This is a genomic window from Kocuria sp. U4B, from assembly GCF_054875615.1.
In genome coordinates this window covers 1,488,790-1,505,825 of record NZ_CM142180.1, presented here as the reverse complement: position 1 = coordinate 1,505,825, position 17,036 = coordinate 1,488,790, and the positions used below count along the sequence as shown (strand labels likewise).

Genomic DNA, 17,036 nt, shown 5'->3' with positions numbered 1-17,036 from the left:
GCTCAGAACCCCAGGTAGGCCAGCTGCGCGCCCACCGACAGGCGGGCGGCGGGGTGCACGTGCTGCGGGACGTCGCCGTAGACGCGGGCCGTGATCGCCTCGAGGGTGGCGCCGCGGCCCAGGGCGCGCACGGCCTCCCGGATCTCGGCGAGGCGCTCCATCCGGTGCTCGACGAGCTCCTGGCAGAGCTCCTCCAGGTTCTCCCGCACCCCGGCGTGCCCGGGCAGCACGAGCGCCCCGCCGAGCACGGCGAGCCGGTGCAGCGAGCGCAGGTAGTCGCCGAGCGTGCCGTCCGGGTGGTCGAGGACCGTGGTGCCGCGGCCCAGGACCGTGTCGCCCGTCAGGACGCTGCCCGGGCCGGCGCCGTCGGCGGCCGCGCCAGGTGCGGCGGGACCGGCCGCCCCGGGGTCCTCCGCGAGCGGGGCGTCGTCGGGCAGGTGGAAGCACGCCGAGTCGGAGGTGTGCCCCGGGGTGTGCAGCACCCGGATCCGGGTCCCGGCGGCCTCGACCGTCTCGCCGTCGCGCAGCGGCCCGGCGCCCCGGCAGAACTGCGGGAGGAACGCCCGCACCGGCGCCCCGGTGAGCGCGTGGAAGTCGTCGACGGCCTCGGTGTGGTCGCCGTGCCGGTGCGTAACCAGCGTCAGCACCGTGCGGCCGGCCGCGGCCAGCGCGGCCAGGTGCCCCCGGTCGGCGGGCCCGGGGTCCACGACGACGGCGTCCTCCTGCCCGGGCGCCCCGACCAGCCACGAGTTGGTGCCGTCCAGCGTCATCGGCCCCGGGTTCGGGGCGGTGAGCCGGCGGGTGAGCACGGTGGTGCGGGTGGGGACGGTCATGCGGGCAGACTATCCGAGCCGGCCGGGGCCCGGCTCAGCGTCCGGCGAGCAGCGCCTCGAGCTTGACGAAGGAGCTGCGCCACCCCGCCGCGGCGCCCCCGTGCACGCTCTCGGGCAGCGGTCCCTGCGTCACGACCAGCAGGGTCCCGCCGTCCCCGGTCGCCAGGAACTCGACGCGCAGCAGGATGGTGACCCCCGTGGGCTCGCCGTGCGGACCCGGCAGCGCCTCGCGGCCCTCGAGCAGCGCGTCCTGCTCGACGCGCACGTACGTCGCGTGCACGGGCGAGACCTGGGCGGGGTCGGCGTCGTTGACCATCCGGAAGTGCTGGCGCCCCCCGGGCCGGACCTCGAGGAGCACGGACTCCCGGGGCACGCTCCAGCCCTGCGGGCCGAACCAGGCGGCGAGCCGGTCCGGGTCCGTGAACGCGGCGAAGACCGCGGCCGGGGGGTGGGCGAGGTCGTGGGAGACGGAGAAGACCTCCGCGGGGTCCAGATCGGTGACGTCCATGGGCACCATTGTCCTCGGTCCCGGGGCCGCCGGGTCGGTACAGTGGCGCACGTGAGCACCGAACCTGCGCGGGACCCGGGTGCCCCCGGCGCGCGGCCGGGGTGGGTCGCCCTGCTCAAGGGCGGTGCGCTGGTGCTGCTGCTGGGCCTCGCCGTCTGGTACCTCGTGGGCCACGAGCTGCCGACCGTGGAGCAGGTCCGCACGTTCGTGGAGGGCTTCGGGGCGTGGGCGCCCCTCGTCTTCGGCGCCGCCTACGTCCTCGTGGCCGCCAGCCCCGTGCCGGTGACGATCATGGCCGTGTCCAGCGGCTTCCTCTTCGGCGTGGCCCAGGGCAGCGCGCTCAGCATCGTCGCGTTCACCGCCGGGGCCTGGCTCGGCTACTGGGTCGCCCGGTTCCTGGGCCGCGACGCCCTGTACCGGATCGCCGGCAGCCGCGTCGGGACGGTTGAGGCCAAGCTCGACGGCAAGGGCTTCCTCACGGTGCTCGTCCTGCGGCCGGTGGTGCCGAACTGGACGCTCAGCTACGGGGCCGGGCTGGTGCGGATCCCGCAGCGCGACTACCTCGGGGCCACCCTGCTCGGCGGGATGCCGGGGCAGATCAGCTTCGCGGCCGTGGGCGCGTTCACCTCCCGGCCGTCGGGGCCGACGCTCGCGGCCGTGGCCGTCTCGTGGGCCGTCGTGGTCGTCGTGGCGGTCCTCGCGTGGCGGCGGTCGCGGCGGGAGGAGCCCACCGCCTCCGACGGCGGGACGGCCGCGTAGGCCGGCCGGACGGCGGTGCCGGGGCGCCCCGCGGGGCGCCCCGGCACCGGGGCGCTAGCGGCGGGCGCCGCTGGTCTCCTCGGCCGGGGCGGCGTGCGGGGAGAGGGCCGCGGGCCGCGCGGCCCGGCGCTGCTGCCACACGCCGAGGGCGACGACGACGGCCGCCAGGCCGGTGGAGGCCCACGCGGACTCGCGGGTGGCGTCGAGCACGAACATCCCGACGAGCATGGCGCCGATGGCGGCCACCGTGGCCCAGGTCAGGTACGGGAAGGCCCACATGCGCACGGGCAGCCGCGCCTGCTCCTGCGCGTCCATCCGGCGGCGCAGGACCAGCTGGGACAGGCAGATGACCAGCCAGACGAACAGCGCGATCGCGCCCGAGGTGTTCACGAGGAACAGGAACACGGCCTCCGGGGCGAGGTAGTTCAGGCCCACGGTGAGGAACCCGACCACGGTCGCGGCGAGCACGGCGGCGACCGGCACGCCGGAGCGCGAGATCCCCGACAGGGATCGGGGCGCGTCACGGCGCTCGGAGAGGGAGAACAGCATCCGGCTCGCGGTGTAGAGCCCAGAGTTCAGGCAGGAGAGCACGCTGGTGAGCACCACGACGTCCATGATCGTGGCGGCCCCCGGGATGCCCAGCCGCTCGATGACGGCCACGTAGGGGCTCTTGGCCACGGAGGCGTCGTCCCAGGGCAGCAGGGTGACGACGACGGCGATGGAGCCGATGTAGAAGAGCAGGATGCGCCAGACGGTGGAGTTGACGGCCTTCTTGACCGCCTTCTCCGGCTGCTCCGACTCCCCGGCGGCGATGGTGGCGATCTCGGCGCCGAAGAACGAGAACACGACGACCAGGATGCCGCTGGCCACCGCGGACCAGCCGTTGGGGGCGAACCCGCCGTGGCCGACGAGGTGGTCCGTGCCGGGGGCCGCGACGCCGGGGACGAGGCCGGCGATGGCCAGCACCCCGAGGACGAGGAACAGGACGATCGCCGTGACCTTGACGGAGGCGAACCAGAACTCGAACTCGCCGTAGGACTTCACGGAGACGACGTTGGTGAGCGTCAGCAGCACCATGAGCAGGAGGGCCCAGACCCACTGCTCCACGCCCGGCGCCCAGCGGTGCACGATGGCGGCTCCGGCGGTGGCCTCGATGCCGACGACGATGATCCAGAACCAGGCGTAGAGCCAGCCGATGCTGAACCCGGCCCAGCGGCCCAGGGCCTTGTCGGCGTAGGCGGAGAAGGACCCCGTCTCGGGGTGGGCGGCGGCCATCTCGCCGAGCATCCGCATGACGAACACGACGACGACGCCGGCGGCGGCGTAGGCGAGCAGGATGGCGGGACCGGCCTGCTGGATGGCCACGCCGGAGCCGACGAAGAGACCCGCGCCGATGACGCCGGCGATGGCGATCATGGACAGGTGGCGGGGTTTGAGGGTCTTGGCGAGGCCGCCGTGGGGTGCGGGCGGCCCGGCCGGGGTGGAGGGGGACATGGTTCTCCCGGGGATGAGGGGGTGAGGGGGTCCGGTGCGCGGCTGACGGTGGGCAGCACTGCGCCGTGCCGGACCCCTCGAACGGACTCCGGCATGGTACGCACACCTGTGCTCGCCCGGCGTCACCGGGGCCGGGCCGGATCGCCGGGACGGGGTTGACAGGCGATGTGATCCCCGTCATGCTCGGACCATGAACCTGTCGGACAGCCGGACAGCCGGACAGCCCATTGTGCGCGTCAGTGCCGCCGAGGCGGTCTTCTCCGCCCTGCGCCGGGGGATCGAGGAGGGGCAGCTGCCGGTCGGGGAGAAGCTGCCCTCGGAGGCGGCCCTGGCCCAGCGCTACGACGTCAGCCGCTCGGTCGTCCGCGAGGCCCTGCGCTCCTGCGCGGCCCTCGGCCTGACGGAGAGCCGCACCGGCAAGGGGACCTTCGTGGTGTCCGCGCGGGTGGCCAAGGACCTGGCCCTGGGGACGTACTCGGCGCGCGACCTGCACGAGGCCCGTCCGCACATCGAGGTCCCCGCGGCCGGGCTCGCTGCCCGGCGCCGCACCGAGGAGGACGTGCAGCTCCTGCGCGACGTCGTCGGCGCGATGGTGGCGGAGGACGACCCCCAGGCGTGGGTGGAGCTGGACACCAGCTTCCACGCCGCCATCGCGCGGATCAGCGGCAACCGGGTGTTCGAGAACGTCATCGCCGACATCCGCGAGGCCCTCACCCACCAGTCCGAGACCCTCAACGTCGTGGCCGACCGCCAGCCCCGCTCCGACGAGGAGCACCTGCGCATCTTCCGGGCCATCGAGCAGGGCGATCCCGGCGAGGCCGAGGCGGCCATGCGGGACCACCTGGCGGCCGTCCACGACGCCCTGGGGACCATCACCGCCGACGGGCCCGGCCGGTCCCGTCCCTGAGCCACCCGGCCGGGCGCCGGCCACCGCCGGACCCGTCCCCCTCGCACGCCCCCACCCACAGAGCAAGGACCCGCATGACGACCACCGCCCCCGAGGCGCCCCTGTCCCTCGCCCGCCCCCGGCACGTCGCCGTCGCCGAGCAGACCCGCGACGGCGTGGTCGAGAGCGTCCACCACGGCTCGCTGGTCGCCACCGACGCCTCCGGGGCCGTGCTGCTGGCGGCGGGGGACCCGGGGGCGCTGTTCTACCCGCGCTCCTCGCTCAAGCCCCTGCAGGCCGTGGCGATGCTGCGGGCCGGGCTCGAGCTGCCGCCGGAGCTGCTGGCCCTGGCCGCCGCCAGCCACTCGGGCGCGCCCGCCCACCAGGAGGGCGCCCGCCGGATCCTGGCCCTGCACCACGCCGACGGGGCCGCCCTGGAGAACGTCCCCGACCTGCCCTACGGGACGGCGGAGCGGGCGTCCGCGCTGCGCGCCGGCCAGGGGCCGTCCCGCCTCGCCCAGAACTGCTCGGGCAAGCACGCGGCCATGGTCGCCACCTGCCTCGTCAACGGGTGGCCGGTCGCCGGCTACACCGACCCGCGCCACCCCCTGCAGGAGCTGGTCGCCGAGGTCGTGGCGGAGCTGACCGGGGAGCCGCTCGGCGCCCGGAGCACGGACGGCTGCGGCACGCCGCTGTTCGCCGTCACCCTGCGCGGCATGGCCACCGCCTTCGCCCGCCTGGTCTCCGCCGCCCCGGGCACCCCCGAGGCGCGGGTCGCGGCGGCCATGACCGCCCACCCGGAGCAGGTGGCCGGGGAAGGCCGCGACGTCACCGCGCTGATGCGCCGGGTGCCCGGCCTGCTCGCCAAGGACGGCTTCGAGGGCCTCCAGCTCGTGGGCCTGCCCGACGGCCGCGGCCTCGCCGTGAAGATCGCCGACGGCGCCGACCGCGCCCGGATGCCGGTCACCGTCCGGGCCCTGCAGCACCTCGGGATGGCCACGGAGGCGCTGGCCGACCTCGCCGTCGTCCCGGTGCTCGGGGGCGGGCGCCCCGTCGGGGCCCTCGCCGCCGTCGACCCCGCTCCGCCGACCGCCCCCGGCGCACCCCGCCCGCTCCCGACAGATCCGAGGACACCATGACCACCACCGCCTTCCGCGTCGAGCACGACCTGCTCGGCGAGCGCGAGGTCCCCGCCGACGCCTACTGGGGCGTGCAGACCCTGCGCGCCGTGGAGAACTTCCCGATCACCGGCCAGCCCCTGGGCGGGCACGCCCACCTGGTCCGCGGCCTGGCGGCCGTCAAGCTGGCCGCCGCCCGCACCAACCACGAGCTCGGCCTGCTCGACGCCGAGCGCGCCGACGCGATCGTCGCGGCCTGCCAGGAGATCCTGGACGGGCGCCTGCACGAGCAGTTCCGCGTCGACGTGATCCAGGGCGGGGCCGGCACCTCCTCGAACATGAACGCCAACGAGGTGATCGCCAACCGCGCCCTCGAGCTGCTGGGCGCGGCCAAGGGCGAGTACTCCCGGCTGCACCCCAACGACCACGTCAACCTCTCGCAGTCCACCAACGACGCCTACCCCACGGCCGTGAAGATCGCCACCGTCTCCGGGGTCCAGGAGCTGCTGGCCGCGCTGGAGGTGCTCGAGGGCGCGTTCGCCGACAAGGCGCGCGAGTTCCGCACCGTGGTGAAGATGGGCCGCACCCAGCTGCAGGACGCCGTGCCGATGACCCTGGGCCAGGAGTTCGGCACCTACGCCGTGATGATCCGCGAGGACCGCCAGCGGCTGGCCGAGGCGAACCTGCTGATCCACGAGATCAACCTGGGCGCCACCGCGATCGGCACCGGGCTCAACGCCCCGGAGGGCTACACCGCCGCGGCCTGCCGCCACCTGGCCGCCGTCACCGGCCTGCCGCTGGTCACCGCCGTCGACCTGGTGGAGGCCACCCAGGACGTGGGGGCCTTCGTGCACCTGTCCGGCGTGCTCAAGCGCGTGGCCGTGAAGCTGTCCAAGATCTGCAACGACCTGCGGCTGCTCTCCTCCGGGCCCCGCGCCGGGCTGGGCGAGATCGCCCTGCCCGCCGTGCAGTCCGGCTCCTCGATCATGCCCGGGAAGATCAACCCGGTGATCCCCGAGGTGGTCAGCCAGGTCGCCTACGAGGTCATCGGCAACGACGTCACCATCACGATGGCCGCCGAGGGCGGGCAGCTGCAGCTCAACGCCTTCGAGCCCGTCATCGTGCACAGCCTGCACAAGAGCGTCGCCCACCTGCGCGCGGCCTGCACCACGCTCACGGAGCGCTGCGTGCGCGGCATCACCGCCGACGAGGAGCGCCTGCGCGCGTCCGTGGAGAACTCCATCGGCCTGGTGACCGCCCTGAACCCCCACCTGGGCTACGCCACCGCCACCGCGATCGCCCGGGAGGCCCTGGCCACGGGCAGCGGCGTCGCGGAGCTGGTGCGCGAGCGCGGCCTGCTGACCGCCGAGGAGCTGGCGCAGATCCTGCGCCCCGAGCGCCTCGCCAACCTCACGAAATGATCCGTCCGCGCAGCGGACCCAGCCGAAGGACACCATGACCGTCAACCACCCGGACCGGCGCCATGCCACGCCCACCCAGCCGCCGACCGCCGCCCTGGACCTCCTCCACGCCGAGGACCAGGGCTACCACAAGAGCCTGACGCCCCGGCAGATCCAGATGATCGCCATCGGCGGCGCCATCGGCACGGGACTGTTCATGGGCGCCGGCGGCCGGCTGGCCACCGCGGGCCCCGCCCTCGTCGTCACCTACGCCGTGTGCGGCTTCTTCGCGTTCCTCATCCTGCGCGCGCTCGGGGAGCTCGTCGTGCGGCGCCCGTCGTCGGGCTCCTTCGTCTCCTACGCCCGCGAGTTCTACGGGGAGAAGGCGGCCTTCTTCACCGGCTGGCTGTACTGGCTCAACTGGGCCATGACCGCGATCGTGGACATCACGGCCGTGGCGCTGTACATGAAGTTCTTCGCCCGGTACTGGGCCCCCATCGGGGACGTCCCGCAGTGGGTCTTCGCCCTGGGGGCGCTGCTGCTGGTGCTGTGCCTGAACCTCGTGTCCGTGAAGGTCTTCGGGGAGCTGGAGTTCTGGTTCGCCCTCATCAAGGTCGCGGCGCTGGTCGTGTTCCTGCTGGTGGGCATCTGGCTGGTGGTCTTCGGGACCCCGGACGGCGCCCACGAGACCGGCCTGACCCTCATCGCCGACAACGGAGGGTTCCTGCCCAACGGCCTGCTGCCCGCCGTCGTGGTGATCCAGGGCGTCGTCTTCGCCTACGCCTCGATCGAGCTCATCGGCACCGCGGCCGGGGAGGCGGAGCACCCGGAGAAGGTCATGCCCCGGGCCGTCAACACGGTCATCCTGCGCATCGCGGTCTTCTACGTCGGGTCCCTGACCCTGCTGTCCCTGCTGCTGCCGTACACCGCCTACAAGGCGGGCGAGAGCCCGTTCGTGACGTTCTTCGGCTCCATCGGCGTGGCCGGGATGGACACGGTGATGAACCTGGTGGTGCTCACCGCCGCCCTGTCCTCCCTCAACGCCGGGCTCTACTCCACGGGCCGGATCCTGCGCTCGATGTCCCTGGCCGGCTCCGCGCCGCGCTTCGCCGGGCGGATGAACCACGCCGGCGTGCCCTACGGCGGCATCGTGCTCACCGCGGCCGTCGCGGTGCTGGGCGTCGTGCTCAACGCGCTCGTGCCGGCCCAGGCCTTCGAGATCGTGCTCAACATCGCCTCGATCGGCATCATCAGCGCCTGGGGCATGATCATCCTGTGCCAGATGCGGCTCGTCGCCTGGGCCCGCCGGGGAAGGGCCGAGCGCCCGTCCTTCCGGATGCCCGGGGCCCCCGTCACCGGCTGGCTCACCCTCGCGTTCCTCGTGGCGGTCGTCGTGCTCATGGCCTTCGACTCCCCGGTGGGCACGTGGACCGTGGCCTCCCTGCTGCTGCTGGTGCCGCTGCTCGTGCTGGGCTGGTACCGCTGCCGGGACCGCGTGCACGAGATCGCCGCGCTGCGCGCCGTCCCGCCGGCCGCTCCCGCGCCGCCCGAGCCGGTTCCCGGGACCGCGGCGGCTCCCGTCCGGTAGCCCGTCCGGTAGCTCCTCCCGTCCGCGAGGCCGGTGCCCGACCCGTCGGGCACCGGCCTCGCGGCGTCCCCGGAGCGCCCGCACCCGGAGGCCCGGGGAGCGGGGCGGGACAGGGCGCCGTCAGGACCGGCCGGCGTAGTAGCGGCCCAGGACCTCGTCCCGGTACTCGAAGTACGTCCCGTCGGCCATGGCCTCGCGGGCGCCGTCGACCATGCGCACGACGAAGCGCTCGTTGTGGATCGAGGCGAGCGTCGCCGACAGCCGCTCCTTCGCCTTGAACAGGTGGTGCAGGTACGCCCTCGTGTAGTGCGTGCACGTGTAGCAGTCGCAGCCCTCGAAGACCGGGGCGAAGTCCGTGCGGAACCGGGCGTTGTCGATGTTGAACCGCCCGTCCGGGGTGTAGACCGCCGCGTTGCGGGCCACCCGGGTGGGGGAGACGCAGTCGAAGGTGTCGGCGCCGTTCTCGAGGGCGATGAAGATGTCGTCCGGCTCGGAGATCCCCAGCAGGTGCCGGGGCCGGTCCTCGGGCAGCTCCTCGTTGCACCAGCGCACGATCGTGCCGAGGTTGTCCTTCTCCAGCGCCCCGCCGATCCCGTAGCCGTCGAAGTCCATCGCGCCGAGGTCGCGGCACGCCCGGCGCCGCAGGTCCTCGTACTGGGCGCCCTGGATCACGCCGAACAGCGCCTGGTACGGCTTGCCGGTGCGCTCCCCGGTGAGCCGGACGTGCTCGGCGACGCAGCGCTGCGCCCACCGGCGGGTCCGCTCCAGGGAGGCCTCCTGGTAGCCGCGGGAGTTGTGCAGCGTCGTGAGCTCGTCGAAGGCGAACATGATGTCCGCCCCCAGCCGGTGCTGGACCTGCATGGAGATCTCCGGGGTGAACCGGTGGACGTCCCCGTTGATGTGGGACCGGAACGTGACCCCGTCCTCGTCGACGTGGGCCATCCGCTCCTTGCCGGTCGCGACGTCGTCGTCCCCGGCGGCGGAGGCCGCGACCGTCGACATGTCGATGACCTTCTTGAACCCCGAGCCCAGGGACATGACCTGGAAGCCGCCGGAGTCCGTGAAGGTGGGCCCCCCCCAGTTCATGAACGCGCCCAGCCCGCCGGCGGCGTCGAGCACCTCGGCCCCGGGCTGGAGGTAGAGGTGGTAGGCGTTGGCGAGCAGGGCCTGCGCGCCCAGCTCCCGCACGGACTCGGGCAGGACGGCCTTGACCGTCGCCTGGGTGCCGACCGGGACGAAGGCGGGGGTGCTGATCGTCCCGTGCGGGGTCGTGATGGTCCCGGTGCGGCCCAGGAACGGCCCGCCGTTGGCGTCGACGCGCTCGCCGGGGATCCTCGCGGTCTCGCGGAGCCGGTGGTCCACCGCGAAGCCGAAGGCGGTTCGGGCGGCGGGGAACAGGGGGGTCTCGGCAGGTGCGCTCACCCGACCATTGTGCGGCACCCCGGTGGCGGCCGGACCCGGGCGGCGGACCCGCTGTGAGCCTTCTCATGGACCCCGCCCGGAAGGGTGCCGGTCCCGCGCGCGTTCGACGCTGTGGGGCCACCCTGCCGCGCGGCGGACCGGCGCCCCGGCCGTCGCCCCGCAGAGAGGTGGTCCCCGACCCCGTGCACCCGATCCGTGCGTTCTTCGCCCTGCGCCCGTCCCAGCGGGACCACCTGCCCGCGGCCCGCATCGCCCTGTCGGTGGCGGTCCCCCTGGCCGCCCTCGTCGCCGCCGGGCGCGCCGACCTCGGCATCTACGCGGCCTTCGGCGCGTTCACCTCGATCTACGCCCGGCACGAGCCCCTCCGCGCCCGCGTCCGCCACCAGGGCCGGGCGGGCCTGCTGATGGTCCTGTGCGTCGCGCTCGGCGCGGCGCTGAACGGGCTCCCGCAGGCGGTGGTGCTGGCCGTCACCGCGGTGGCGGCCAGGCTCGGGGCGGTGGCCGCGGCCCACTGGACGCTCAAGCCGGCCGGGTCCCTGTTCTTCGTCTTCGCAGTGGGCGCCGTGGGCTCCCTGGAGCACGCCGCCCCGGTGGGGGAGGCCGTGCTGGTCGCGGCGCTCTCCGCCGCGCTCTCCGTGGCCCTGGGCGCGGCGTCCCGCTGGGCGAGGGAGGGGGTGACCGGGCCCGTGGCCCCCGTCGCGGAGCACCACGGGCTCACGGCGGGGCAGCTGTGGGCGCACGGGGGCCGGTTCCTCCTGGCCACGTCCGCGGCCGGGGCGCTGGGCTCGGCCGGCGGGCTCTCGCACGCCTACTGGGCCATGGTCGCGGCCGCCGCCCCCATCGCGGCCCCGGACCTGGGCGCGCGGATGCAGCGCGGCGTCCACCGCGTGGTGGGCACCCTGGGCGGCGTGGGCGTCTCCGCGGCGGTGCTGGCGGTGCCGCTGCAGCAGTGGCACGTGGTGGCGCTGGTGGTTCTCTTCCAGTTCCTCGCGGAGCTGTTCGTGGGCCGCAACTACTGCGTGGCCCTGCTGTTCATCACCCCGCTGGCCCTGCTGATGACCCAGCTGGCGCACCCGGCGCCCACCGGCGAGCTGCTGCAGGCGCGGGCGGTCGAGACGGTGGTCGGCGTGCTGTGCGGGCTGGCCGTCGTCCACCTCACCCGCACCGCGCAGGAGCGGGAGCTCAGCGGCCCCAGCCGGCGTGGGCGACGGCCTGGCGCACCAGGTCCCCGCGGCCGCCGGCGAACTCCGCCTGCACCTCGGGGCTGAGCGCCTCCTCGGGGCTCATCCAGGACAGCTGCAGCGCGTCTTGGCGCGGATTGCACTCGCCGCGCAGGGGCACGATGTAGCTCAGCGCCACGGCGTGCTGGCGGTCGTCGGTCAGGCCCGTCTCCGAGGGGGAGGGGAAGAACTCCGAGACCGCGAACGGCGTGGTGGAGACCGGCAGCTGCGGGAAGGCCATGGTCCCCAGGTCCTTCTCGAGGTGGCGCAGCAGCGCCGCCCGGATGGTCTCGCGGTACAGCACGCGCCCGGAGACGAAGGTGTACATCATCTCGCCCTGGGGGGTGGACTGCAGGAGCAGGCCGATCTCCGAGAGGTAGCCGAGCGGGTCCAGGCGCACCGGGATGGCCTGCACGTAGACCATGGGCAGCCGGCGCCGGGCCTCGCGCAGGTCCTCCTCGTTGAGCCAACCGGGGTTCGGATCGGGGGTGCGCAGGAAATTCATAGTGCTGTTCTATCCCACGAGTGCGCGTGCGGCCACGCATCCGGCCGCCCGGAGCGCCGGTTCAGCGGACAGCGGAGCGCGCGGCGCCCGCACCCGCCTCACGCCCGGACCAGCCGGGCGGCGGCCTCGAGCACGGTCCACGCCTGCACCTGCGTGGACAGCTCCACCCGCACCCCGGGGCGCTGGGCCTCGTCGGCGGGGCGGGCCGGGTCGGGGGAGAAGATCGCCACCGTCGCGCCCGCGGCCGCCGGCGTCGGGCTCCCCGCCGCGTGGAAGTCCGCGGCGGGGTCGAACTCCCGCCGCCCGGCCCACAGGGCCTCGGCGGTCGCCGCCACCAGCTCCGCGGCGGCGCTGCGGGACTCCTCGGGCAGGCCCGGGTGCCGCGCCGCGTCCGCGAGGTAGCGGGCCAGGATCCCGGTGAACAGGCCGGCGTCCCCGCCCCCGTGGCCGGCGAGCACGAGCCGCCCGCCGAGCTCGCGGGTGAACGCCCCGGCGGCGCCCTCGACGACGTCGGCCGCCGCCCCCAGCAGGCGGGCGCGCTCCCCGGCCCCGGTGGCGGGGGCGTCCGCGAGCTCCAGGAGCGCCCCCAGCACGGGCCCGGAGTTGTAGCTGAACACGCCCTCCTCGAGCCGGGTCACCTCGGAGCCGGAGCCCGCCGCGAGCAGGCGCACCCCGTCCCGGTAGACCTTCCGGCGCGGCTCCCACAGCACGTCCTCCAGCCAGCGCAGCACCGCGGCCGCCTGCTCGGGGCGGTGGGTGCGCACGAAGGCGAGGGCGGCCGGCGCCGAGGACGCGGTGTTCTTGAAGTCGTGGCGGTCGTTCCAGAAGACCCCGCCGCCCAGGTCCCCGGTGTGGCCCTGCTCGAGCCGGGCGAGCAGGGCGGCGCCCGCGTCCAGGCACGCCGTGTCCGGGCGGCCGGCGAGCTCGTGGTCCAGGGCGCTGAGCCGGCCCACGGCCAGCAGCAGCCACGCCATGTCGTCGTAGTAGGAGTTGCCGTCGACCCGCCCGCCGCTGCGCAGCGCGATCCCCCGCAGCAGGCGGTGCCCGTCCCGCCGGAGCGCCTGCGCCCGGCCGCGGTCCCCGGCGGCCAGGTGCCGGACGGCGGCGTCGACCACGGCGTCGAGCAGGTGCGCCTGCCACCAGTAGTGCCACGGGGCCCGGCGCGACTCCGGGCGCGGGTGCGCCGGGGCGCCGAGCAGGGTGCCGGGCACGCCGAGGGCCCGGCCGGCGAACAGCTCGCGCACCGAGCGGGCGGCCTTGTCGGCGCGCGCGGCCGGACCGGACGCGAGGTGGTGCAGCGGATCGGGGGCGGGGACGGTGGGCATGGCGGCTCCTGGACCGGGCGGGCGGACGACGGCTACGAGCCTATGCGCTGGCCGAGGTGCAGCCGGCGGTGCAGGGCCTCGGCGGGCCCTGGCAGGCCGCGCCGCTCCAGCAGCACGGCCCCGAGCAGGGTGAGCAGCCACACCGCCGTGCCCGCGAACAGGGCGGCCACCGGGTCCAGGGACCGTCCCAGGCCCAGCGCGAACGGCGGCAGCAGCAGCGTGTAGAGCACCGACTGGGCCAGGTAGCCGCTCATCGACCGGCGGCCCAGGGCCTGCAGCGCCCACAGGAGCGGGTGCTCGCGGGCCCGCACCGCGGCCGGCGCCAGCTCCTCCCGAGCCTGCGCCCCTGCTGCTCGCGCCCCCCCTGCTCGCGGGGCGGCGCCGCGGCGCAGCGCCCGGTCGCAGACCAGCGCCACGACGAGGGCGTAGCCGATGCCCTGCGCGGCGCCGGCCACGGCGTCGGCGCCCGTCAGCACGGCCCGGCCCCCCGTCGCGGGGTCGAGCATCCCCGTGGTGAGCAGGCCCGTCCCCGCGCCGGTGACCAGGCCCGCGGCGATCCCGGCGGCGGCGCCCGCGGCGAGCGCGCGCCGGTGCGCCGCGGGGTCCTCCAGGACGCGCCGGCGGCTCAGGGCCAGGCCGAGCAGCATCATCGGGAACAGGCCGAGCAGCTGGAACGGGGCGAAGCCGACCACCACGACGCCCTCCAGCAGCCCGTCCGCCAGCCACTGCCCGGCGCTCGGCGCGAGCAGGCTCGGGAACGCGGCCGGCGGGTTCTCGATCACGCCGGCGGCCGCGCCGTAGAGGGCCATCAGCACCGTTCCCACGCCCGCCAGGCCCAGGAGCAGGCGGGTCGAGTCGGCCACCAGCAGGGCCAGGGCCAGCCCGCCCAGGGCGTAGGCGGTGATGATGTCGCCGGGGAAGAGCAGGCAGGCGTGCACGGCCCCGATCGGCAGCAGCCACCCGTAGCGGCGCAGCAGCAGCGCGCGGACCACGGCCGGGGCGGCGCCGCGGGCCGTCTCCCGGGCGGCGATCTGGCCCACCCCGTAGCCGACCAGGAACGAGAACAGGGGGAAGCCGCGGCCGTCCACGAGCATCGACATGCCCAGGTTCACGGCGTCGTCGGCGGTCCACGCGCTGCTCGTGGCACCCTCGCCCAGGGGACGGGCGCGGGGCCCGCCCACCGGGCCCGGCGACCAGATCCACACCGTGATGTTGGCGACCGCGATGACCCACAGCATCAGTCCCCGCGCCACGTCGGGGCCCAGGGCCCGCCGCCGGGTGGGGGCGGCCCGCCCGGCGGGGCGCGGCGGGGCGCTCACGCCGGCTCCCCGCCGCCGAGGCTGCGCCGGCTCTCGAGCACGAGCTCCTCGCCGGTCAGCGGGTGGACGAGGGCGATCCGGCGGGCCAGCAGCTGCAGCGGGCGGGCCGGGTCCCCGGCCCCGGTCGGGAGGACCCGCGGGTAGAGCGGGTCGTGCCGGATGGGCGCGCCCAGCGAGGCGAGGTGCACCCGCAGCTGGTGCGTGCGCCCCGTCTGCGGGCGCAGCACGTAGCGCGCCCACGTCCCGTCCCCGGCGGCGAAGGGCGCGCCGGCGCGCTCGACGAGCGTGCGCGCGTTGACGGGCCCGGGCACCTCGCGCGCCTGCAGCGACGTGCGGTCCTTGACGATGCGCGACTCGACGGTCCGCGGCAGGACGAGGTCGGGCCGGTGACCGGCCACCGCCTCGTACTCCTTGGCCAGCGCCCGGTCCTGGAAGAGGCTCTGGAACCGGCCCCGGGTCGCGGGGTCGCGCGAGAGCAGCAGCACCCCGGCGGTGCCGCGGTCCAGCCGGTGCAGCGGCGAGAGCCGGTCCTCGCGGCGGGACCGGCGCAGCTTCACCAGCGCCGTCTGCGCCACGAACCCGCCGCGCGGGGTGGTGGGCAGGCCGTGGGGCTTGTCGACCGCCAGCAGCCACTCGTCCTCGTGGAGCACCGGGAGGTCCCCGGGCAGCTCGGGCTCCTCCGGCAGCGCCCGGTGGTACCAGAGGGAGCCGCCGGGCACGAGCGGGGCGTCGTGGGGGAGGGGCCGGCCGGCGTCGTCGACGATCCCGCCGGAGGCGAACAGCTCCTCCAGGTCCCCGGCGGAGGCGGGGAAGCGGGCCAGGAGCCAGTCCCGGACCGTGCCCGCCCCCGAGGCGTCGTCCGCCGGGACGCGCACGCGCACCGGGTCCACGCCCTCCCGCAGGGGCAGGGGGGAGGGGGCGGGCCGACGTCGTCGCATGGTTCCCGATCGTGGACCGCACGGACCCCGTTGTCCACCCGGCGGGCCCGGAGGCGCGTTCCGTTCCCCGGGCGCGCCTGCGAGAATGGGGGCACCCGCCCCACCGCCCACCGGAACGAGACCCATGGCACCCGAAGAAGTCGTCCTGCTCGACGACGCCCACCGCCCCGTCGGCACGGCCCTGAAGGCCGAGGTGCACACCGAGGACACCCCGCTGCACCTCGCCTTCTCCTGCTACGTCCTCGACGACGACGGCCGGCTGCTGCTGACCCGCCGCGCCCTCGGCAAGAAGACCTGGCCCGGCGTGTGGACCAACAGCTTCTGCGGCCACCCGGGACCGGGCGAGGAGTTCGCGGCCACGATCGCGCGCCGGGCGGGCGAGGAGCTCGGCTTCACGGTCACGGACGTCACGGAGGTGCTGCCCGAGTTCCGCTACCGGGCCGTGGACTCCTCCGGGATCGTGGAGAACGAGTTCTGCCCCGTCTACGTGGCCCGCGCCACCGGCCGGCCGAGCCCCCTGGCCTCGGAGGTCGCCGAGACCGCGTGGATCACCCCGAAGCAGCTGTTCACCGCCGCCGAGGCGGCGCCCTTCCTGCTCAGCCCGTGGCTGCTCGAGCAGATCGCCGACGAGCGGCTGCGCCGGGCGCTCGCGGGCCCGGCGGCCTCCGGGCAGTAGCCCCCGCTCAGCCGCCGGCCCCCGTGGCCACCCAGCTGCGCGACGCGGCGACCTCCTCGAGCACCCGCCGCACGGCCAGGATCGCGGGGCGGTGGGCGCTGGCCTCGCGCACCGAGGTGAACATCGTGCGCCGCGGCGCCTCCGGCAGGTCGAGCAGGCGGCAGGGGGCCCGGTCCCCGGCCCAGAGCAGGTCCGGCATGAACCCCACCGCGTTGCCGGAGGCGATCAGGCGGGTCTGCGTCTGCAGGTCGGCGGTCTCGTACCGCACGTCGGGCTCGAACCCGGCCCGCCGGCACGCCTGCTCCGCCCAGTGCCGGGACGCCGCGCCCCGCGGCTCCATCACCCAGGGCAGCTCCCGGGTCATCTCGAGGGTCACGCTGGGGCGGACCTCCGAGTCGGGCGGCACCGCCAGGCGGATGGCGTCCGTGGTGAGGGTCCGGCGGTCCAGGCCGGGGTGGTGGGGCGCGGCGTGGCCGGGATACTGCTCGGCCACGACTAGGTCGAAGTCCCGCTCCCAGGTCTCCCGCAGCGCGGTCTCCGGCTCGCGCTGGACCATCTCGACGCGCACCTCCGGGTGGCGCCCGGACACCAGGGCGAGCATCTCGGGCATCAGGGCGAGGGCGGCCGACTGGAAGACGGCCACGCGGACGGTGCCCGTCACCGCGGTCAGCGAGGCCGCGAGGTCGGACTCGGCGCGCTCGAGGGTCCGCAGCAGCTCCGCGGTGTGCTCCACGAGGATCTCCGCCTGGGGCGTGAGCTGGACGCGGCGCCCGGACTTGCGCAGCAGCTCGACCCCCGCCTCCTTCTCCAGCAGGGCCAGCTGCTGGGACACGGACGAGGGGCTGAAGTTCAGCGCCGCCGCCACCTCGGCCAGCGTCCCCCGCAGCTTCAGCTCCCGCAGCAGCCGCAGCCTTCGCACGTCCAGCACGATGCTCTCCTATGGCTCAGAAATACTGACGGATATTAGTCACAAAAGATCACTTTATCCGAATCGACTTGAGCCCCATAGTTGTAGACACCACGCTTCCCTCACCACTTCCGGAGC

At 75.2% G+C, this 17,036-nt stretch carries 16 protein-coding genes; 7 read left to right on the top strand and 9 right to left on the bottom strand.

Translation table 11 applies throughout. The features are described from left to right. Positions 1-2: 2 nt before the first annotated feature. Positions 3-833, bottom strand: coding sequence for an MBL fold metallo-hydrolase (locus ACYSMR_RS07145; RefSeq protein ID WP_251331763.1), 831 nt, complete (start codon positions 831-833; stop codon positions 3-5). A 34-nt stretch (positions 834-867) separates the two neighbouring features. Beyond that, on the bottom strand, positions 868-1,341 hold the full coding sequence (locus ACYSMR_RS07140; protein ID WP_461747790.1) for an SRPBCC family protein: 474 nt from the start codon (positions 1,339-1,341) through the stop codon (positions 868-870). Between the two features lie 51 nt (positions 1,342-1,392). On the opposite strand from ACYSMR_RS07140, the gene ACYSMR_RS07135 reads away from it, so the two are divergent. Further along, a complete protein-coding gene (locus ACYSMR_RS07135; protein WP_461747789.1) occupies positions 1,393-2,100 on the top strand; it encodes a TVP38/TMEM64 family protein in 708 nt (235 codons plus the stop codon). A gap of 54 nt (positions 2,101-2,154) precedes the next feature. On the opposite strand, the gene ACYSMR_RS07130 is transcribed toward ACYSMR_RS07135, so the two are convergent. Further along, positions 2,155-3,594: an amino acid permease gene (locus tag ACYSMR_RS07130; protein ID WP_461747788.1), complete on the bottom strand. Its 1,440-nt coding sequence runs from the start codon at positions 3,592-3,594 to the stop codon at positions 2,155-2,157. A gap of 190 nt (positions 3,595-3,784) precedes the next feature. On the opposite strand from ACYSMR_RS07130, the gene ACYSMR_RS07125 reads away from it, so the two are divergent. The 4 genes from ACYSMR_RS07125 (at position 3,785) to ACYSMR_RS07110 (ending at position 8,586) form a co-directional block, all read left to right on the top strand. Next, positions 3,785-4,501 carry a FadR/GntR family transcriptional regulator gene (locus ACYSMR_RS07125; protein ID WP_461747787.1) on the top strand — a complete coding sequence of 239 codons (717 nt, stop codon included), beginning with the start codon at positions 3,785-3,787 and terminating at the stop codon, positions 4,499-4,501. Between the two features lie 74 nt (positions 4,502-4,575). Then, positions 4,576-5,619 (top strand): asparaginase, encoded by a 1,044-nt coding sequence (locus tag ACYSMR_RS07120; protein WP_461747786.1) that lies wholly within the window; start codon positions 4,576-4,578, stop codon positions 5,617-5,619. Next, positions 5,616-7,019: an aspartate ammonia-lyase gene (gene aspA / locus ACYSMR_RS07115; protein WP_309124851.1), complete on the top strand. Its 1,404-nt coding sequence runs from the start codon at positions 5,616-5,618 to the stop codon at positions 7,017-7,019. The genes ACYSMR_RS07120 and aspA overlap by 4 nt, the downstream gene beginning before the upstream one ends. 34 nt (positions 7,020-7,053) lie before the next feature. Further along, positions 7,054-8,586: an amino acid permease gene (locus ACYSMR_RS07110; RefSeq protein WP_251331756.1), complete on the top strand. Its 1,533-nt coding sequence runs from the start codon at positions 7,054-7,056 to the stop codon at positions 8,584-8,586. A gap of 120 nt (positions 8,587-8,706) precedes the next feature. On the opposite strand, the gene tgt is transcribed toward ACYSMR_RS07110, so the two are convergent. Beyond that, entirely contained in the window at positions 8,707-10,008 is a 1,302-nt protein-coding gene (gene tgt, locus ACYSMR_RS07105) for a tRNA guanosine(34) transglycosylase Tgt (RefSeq protein WP_251331755.1), read from the bottom strand. 182 nt (positions 10,009-10,190) lie between these two features. Between tgt and ACYSMR_RS07100 the strand changes: the two genes are divergently transcribed. Next, entirely contained in the window at positions 10,191-11,276 is a 1,086-nt protein-coding gene (locus ACYSMR_RS07100; RefSeq protein WP_461747785.1) for an FUSC family protein, read from the top strand. Here the strand turns inward: ACYSMR_RS07100 and ACYSMR_RS07095 are convergent. The 4 genes from ACYSMR_RS07095 to ACYSMR_RS07080 form a co-directional block, all read right to left on the bottom strand. Continuing rightward, on the bottom strand, positions 11,191-11,733 hold the full coding sequence (locus ACYSMR_RS07095) for an NUDIX hydrolase family protein (protein WP_251331753.1): 543 nt from the start codon (positions 11,731-11,733) through the stop codon (positions 11,191-11,193). The two genes, ACYSMR_RS07100 and ACYSMR_RS07095, sit on opposite strands and share 86 nt — an antisense overlap. A gap of 98 nt (positions 11,734-11,831) precedes the next feature. Next, the gene (locus ACYSMR_RS07090) at positions 11,832-13,058 is read right to left on the bottom strand and encodes a glycoside hydrolase family 76 protein (RefSeq protein WP_461747784.1); all 1,227 of its coding nucleotides are present in this window, start codon (positions 13,056-13,058) and stop codon (positions 11,832-11,834) included. A gap of 32 nt (positions 13,059-13,090) precedes the next feature. Next, complete coding sequence (locus tag ACYSMR_RS07085; protein ID WP_461747783.1) at positions 13,091-14,377, bottom strand: DUF418 domain-containing protein; 1,287 nt, start codon at positions 14,375-14,377, stop codon at positions 13,091-13,093. Continuing rightward, positions 14,374-15,315, bottom strand: coding sequence for a pseudouridine synthase (locus ACYSMR_RS07080; protein ID WP_461747782.1), 942 nt, complete (start codon positions 15,313-15,315; stop codon positions 14,374-14,376). The genes ACYSMR_RS07085 and ACYSMR_RS07080 overlap by 4 nt, the downstream gene beginning before the upstream one ends. A gap of 124 nt (positions 15,316-15,439) precedes the next feature. Here ACYSMR_RS07080 and idi point away from each other — a divergent pair, with 124 nt between their 5' ends. Further along, a complete protein-coding gene (gene idi, locus ACYSMR_RS07075; protein WP_251331749.1) occupies positions 15,440-15,991 on the top strand; it encodes an isopentenyl-diphosphate Delta-isomerase in 552 nt (183 codons plus the stop codon). A 7-nt stretch (positions 15,992-15,998) separates the two neighbouring features. On the opposite strand, the gene ACYSMR_RS07070 is transcribed toward idi, so the two are convergent. Next, positions 15,999-16,919, bottom strand: coding sequence for a LysR substrate-binding domain-containing protein (locus ACYSMR_RS07070; protein ID WP_251331748.1), 921 nt, complete (start codon positions 16,917-16,919; stop codon positions 15,999-16,001). Between the last annotated feature and the right edge of the window lie 117 nt (positions 16,920-17,036).

Bases quoted from the DNA above. Each gene is read 5' to 3' on its own strand.
- ACYSMR_RS07145 (WP_251331763.1), bottom strand. From the start codon at position 833: ATGACCGTCCCCACCCGCACCACCGTGCTCACCCGCCGGCTCACCGCC.
- ACYSMR_RS07140 (WP_461747790.1), bottom strand. From the start codon at position 1,341: ATGGACGTCACCGATCTGGACCCCGCGGAGGTCTTCTCCGTCTCCCAC.
- ACYSMR_RS07130 (WP_461747788.1), bottom strand. From the start codon at position 3,594: ATGTCCCCCTCCACCCCGGCCGGGCCGCCCGCACCCCACGGCGGCCTC.
- ACYSMR_RS07125 (WP_461747787.1), top strand. From the start codon at position 3,785: ATGAACCTGTCGGACAGCCGGACAGCCGGACAGCCCATTGTGCGCGTC.
- ACYSMR_RS07120 (WP_461747786.1), top strand. From the start codon at position 4,576: ATGACGACCACCGCCCCCGAGGCGCCCCTGTCCCTCGCCCGCCCCCGG.
- aspA (WP_309124851.1), top strand. From the start codon at position 5,616: ATGACCACCACCGCCTTCCGCGTCGAGCACGACCTGCTCGGCGAGCGC.
- ACYSMR_RS07110 (WP_251331756.1), top strand. From the start codon at position 7,054: ATGACCGTCAACCACCCGGACCGGCGCCATGCCACGCCCACCCAGCCG.
- ACYSMR_RS07095 (WP_251331753.1), bottom strand. From the start codon at position 11,733: ATGAATTTCCTGCGCACCCCCGATCCGAACCCCGGTTGGCTCAACGAG.
- ACYSMR_RS07090 (WP_461747784.1), bottom strand. From the start codon at position 13,058: ATGCCCACCGTCCCCGCCCCCGATCCGCTGCACCACCTCGCGTCCGGT.
- ACYSMR_RS07080 (WP_461747782.1), bottom strand. From the start codon at position 15,315: ATGCGACGACGTCGGCCCGCCCCCTCCCCCCTGCCCCTGCGGGAGGGC.
- idi (WP_251331749.1), top strand. From the start codon at position 15,440: ATGGCACCCGAAGAAGTCGTCCTGCTCGACGACGCCCACCGCCCCGTC.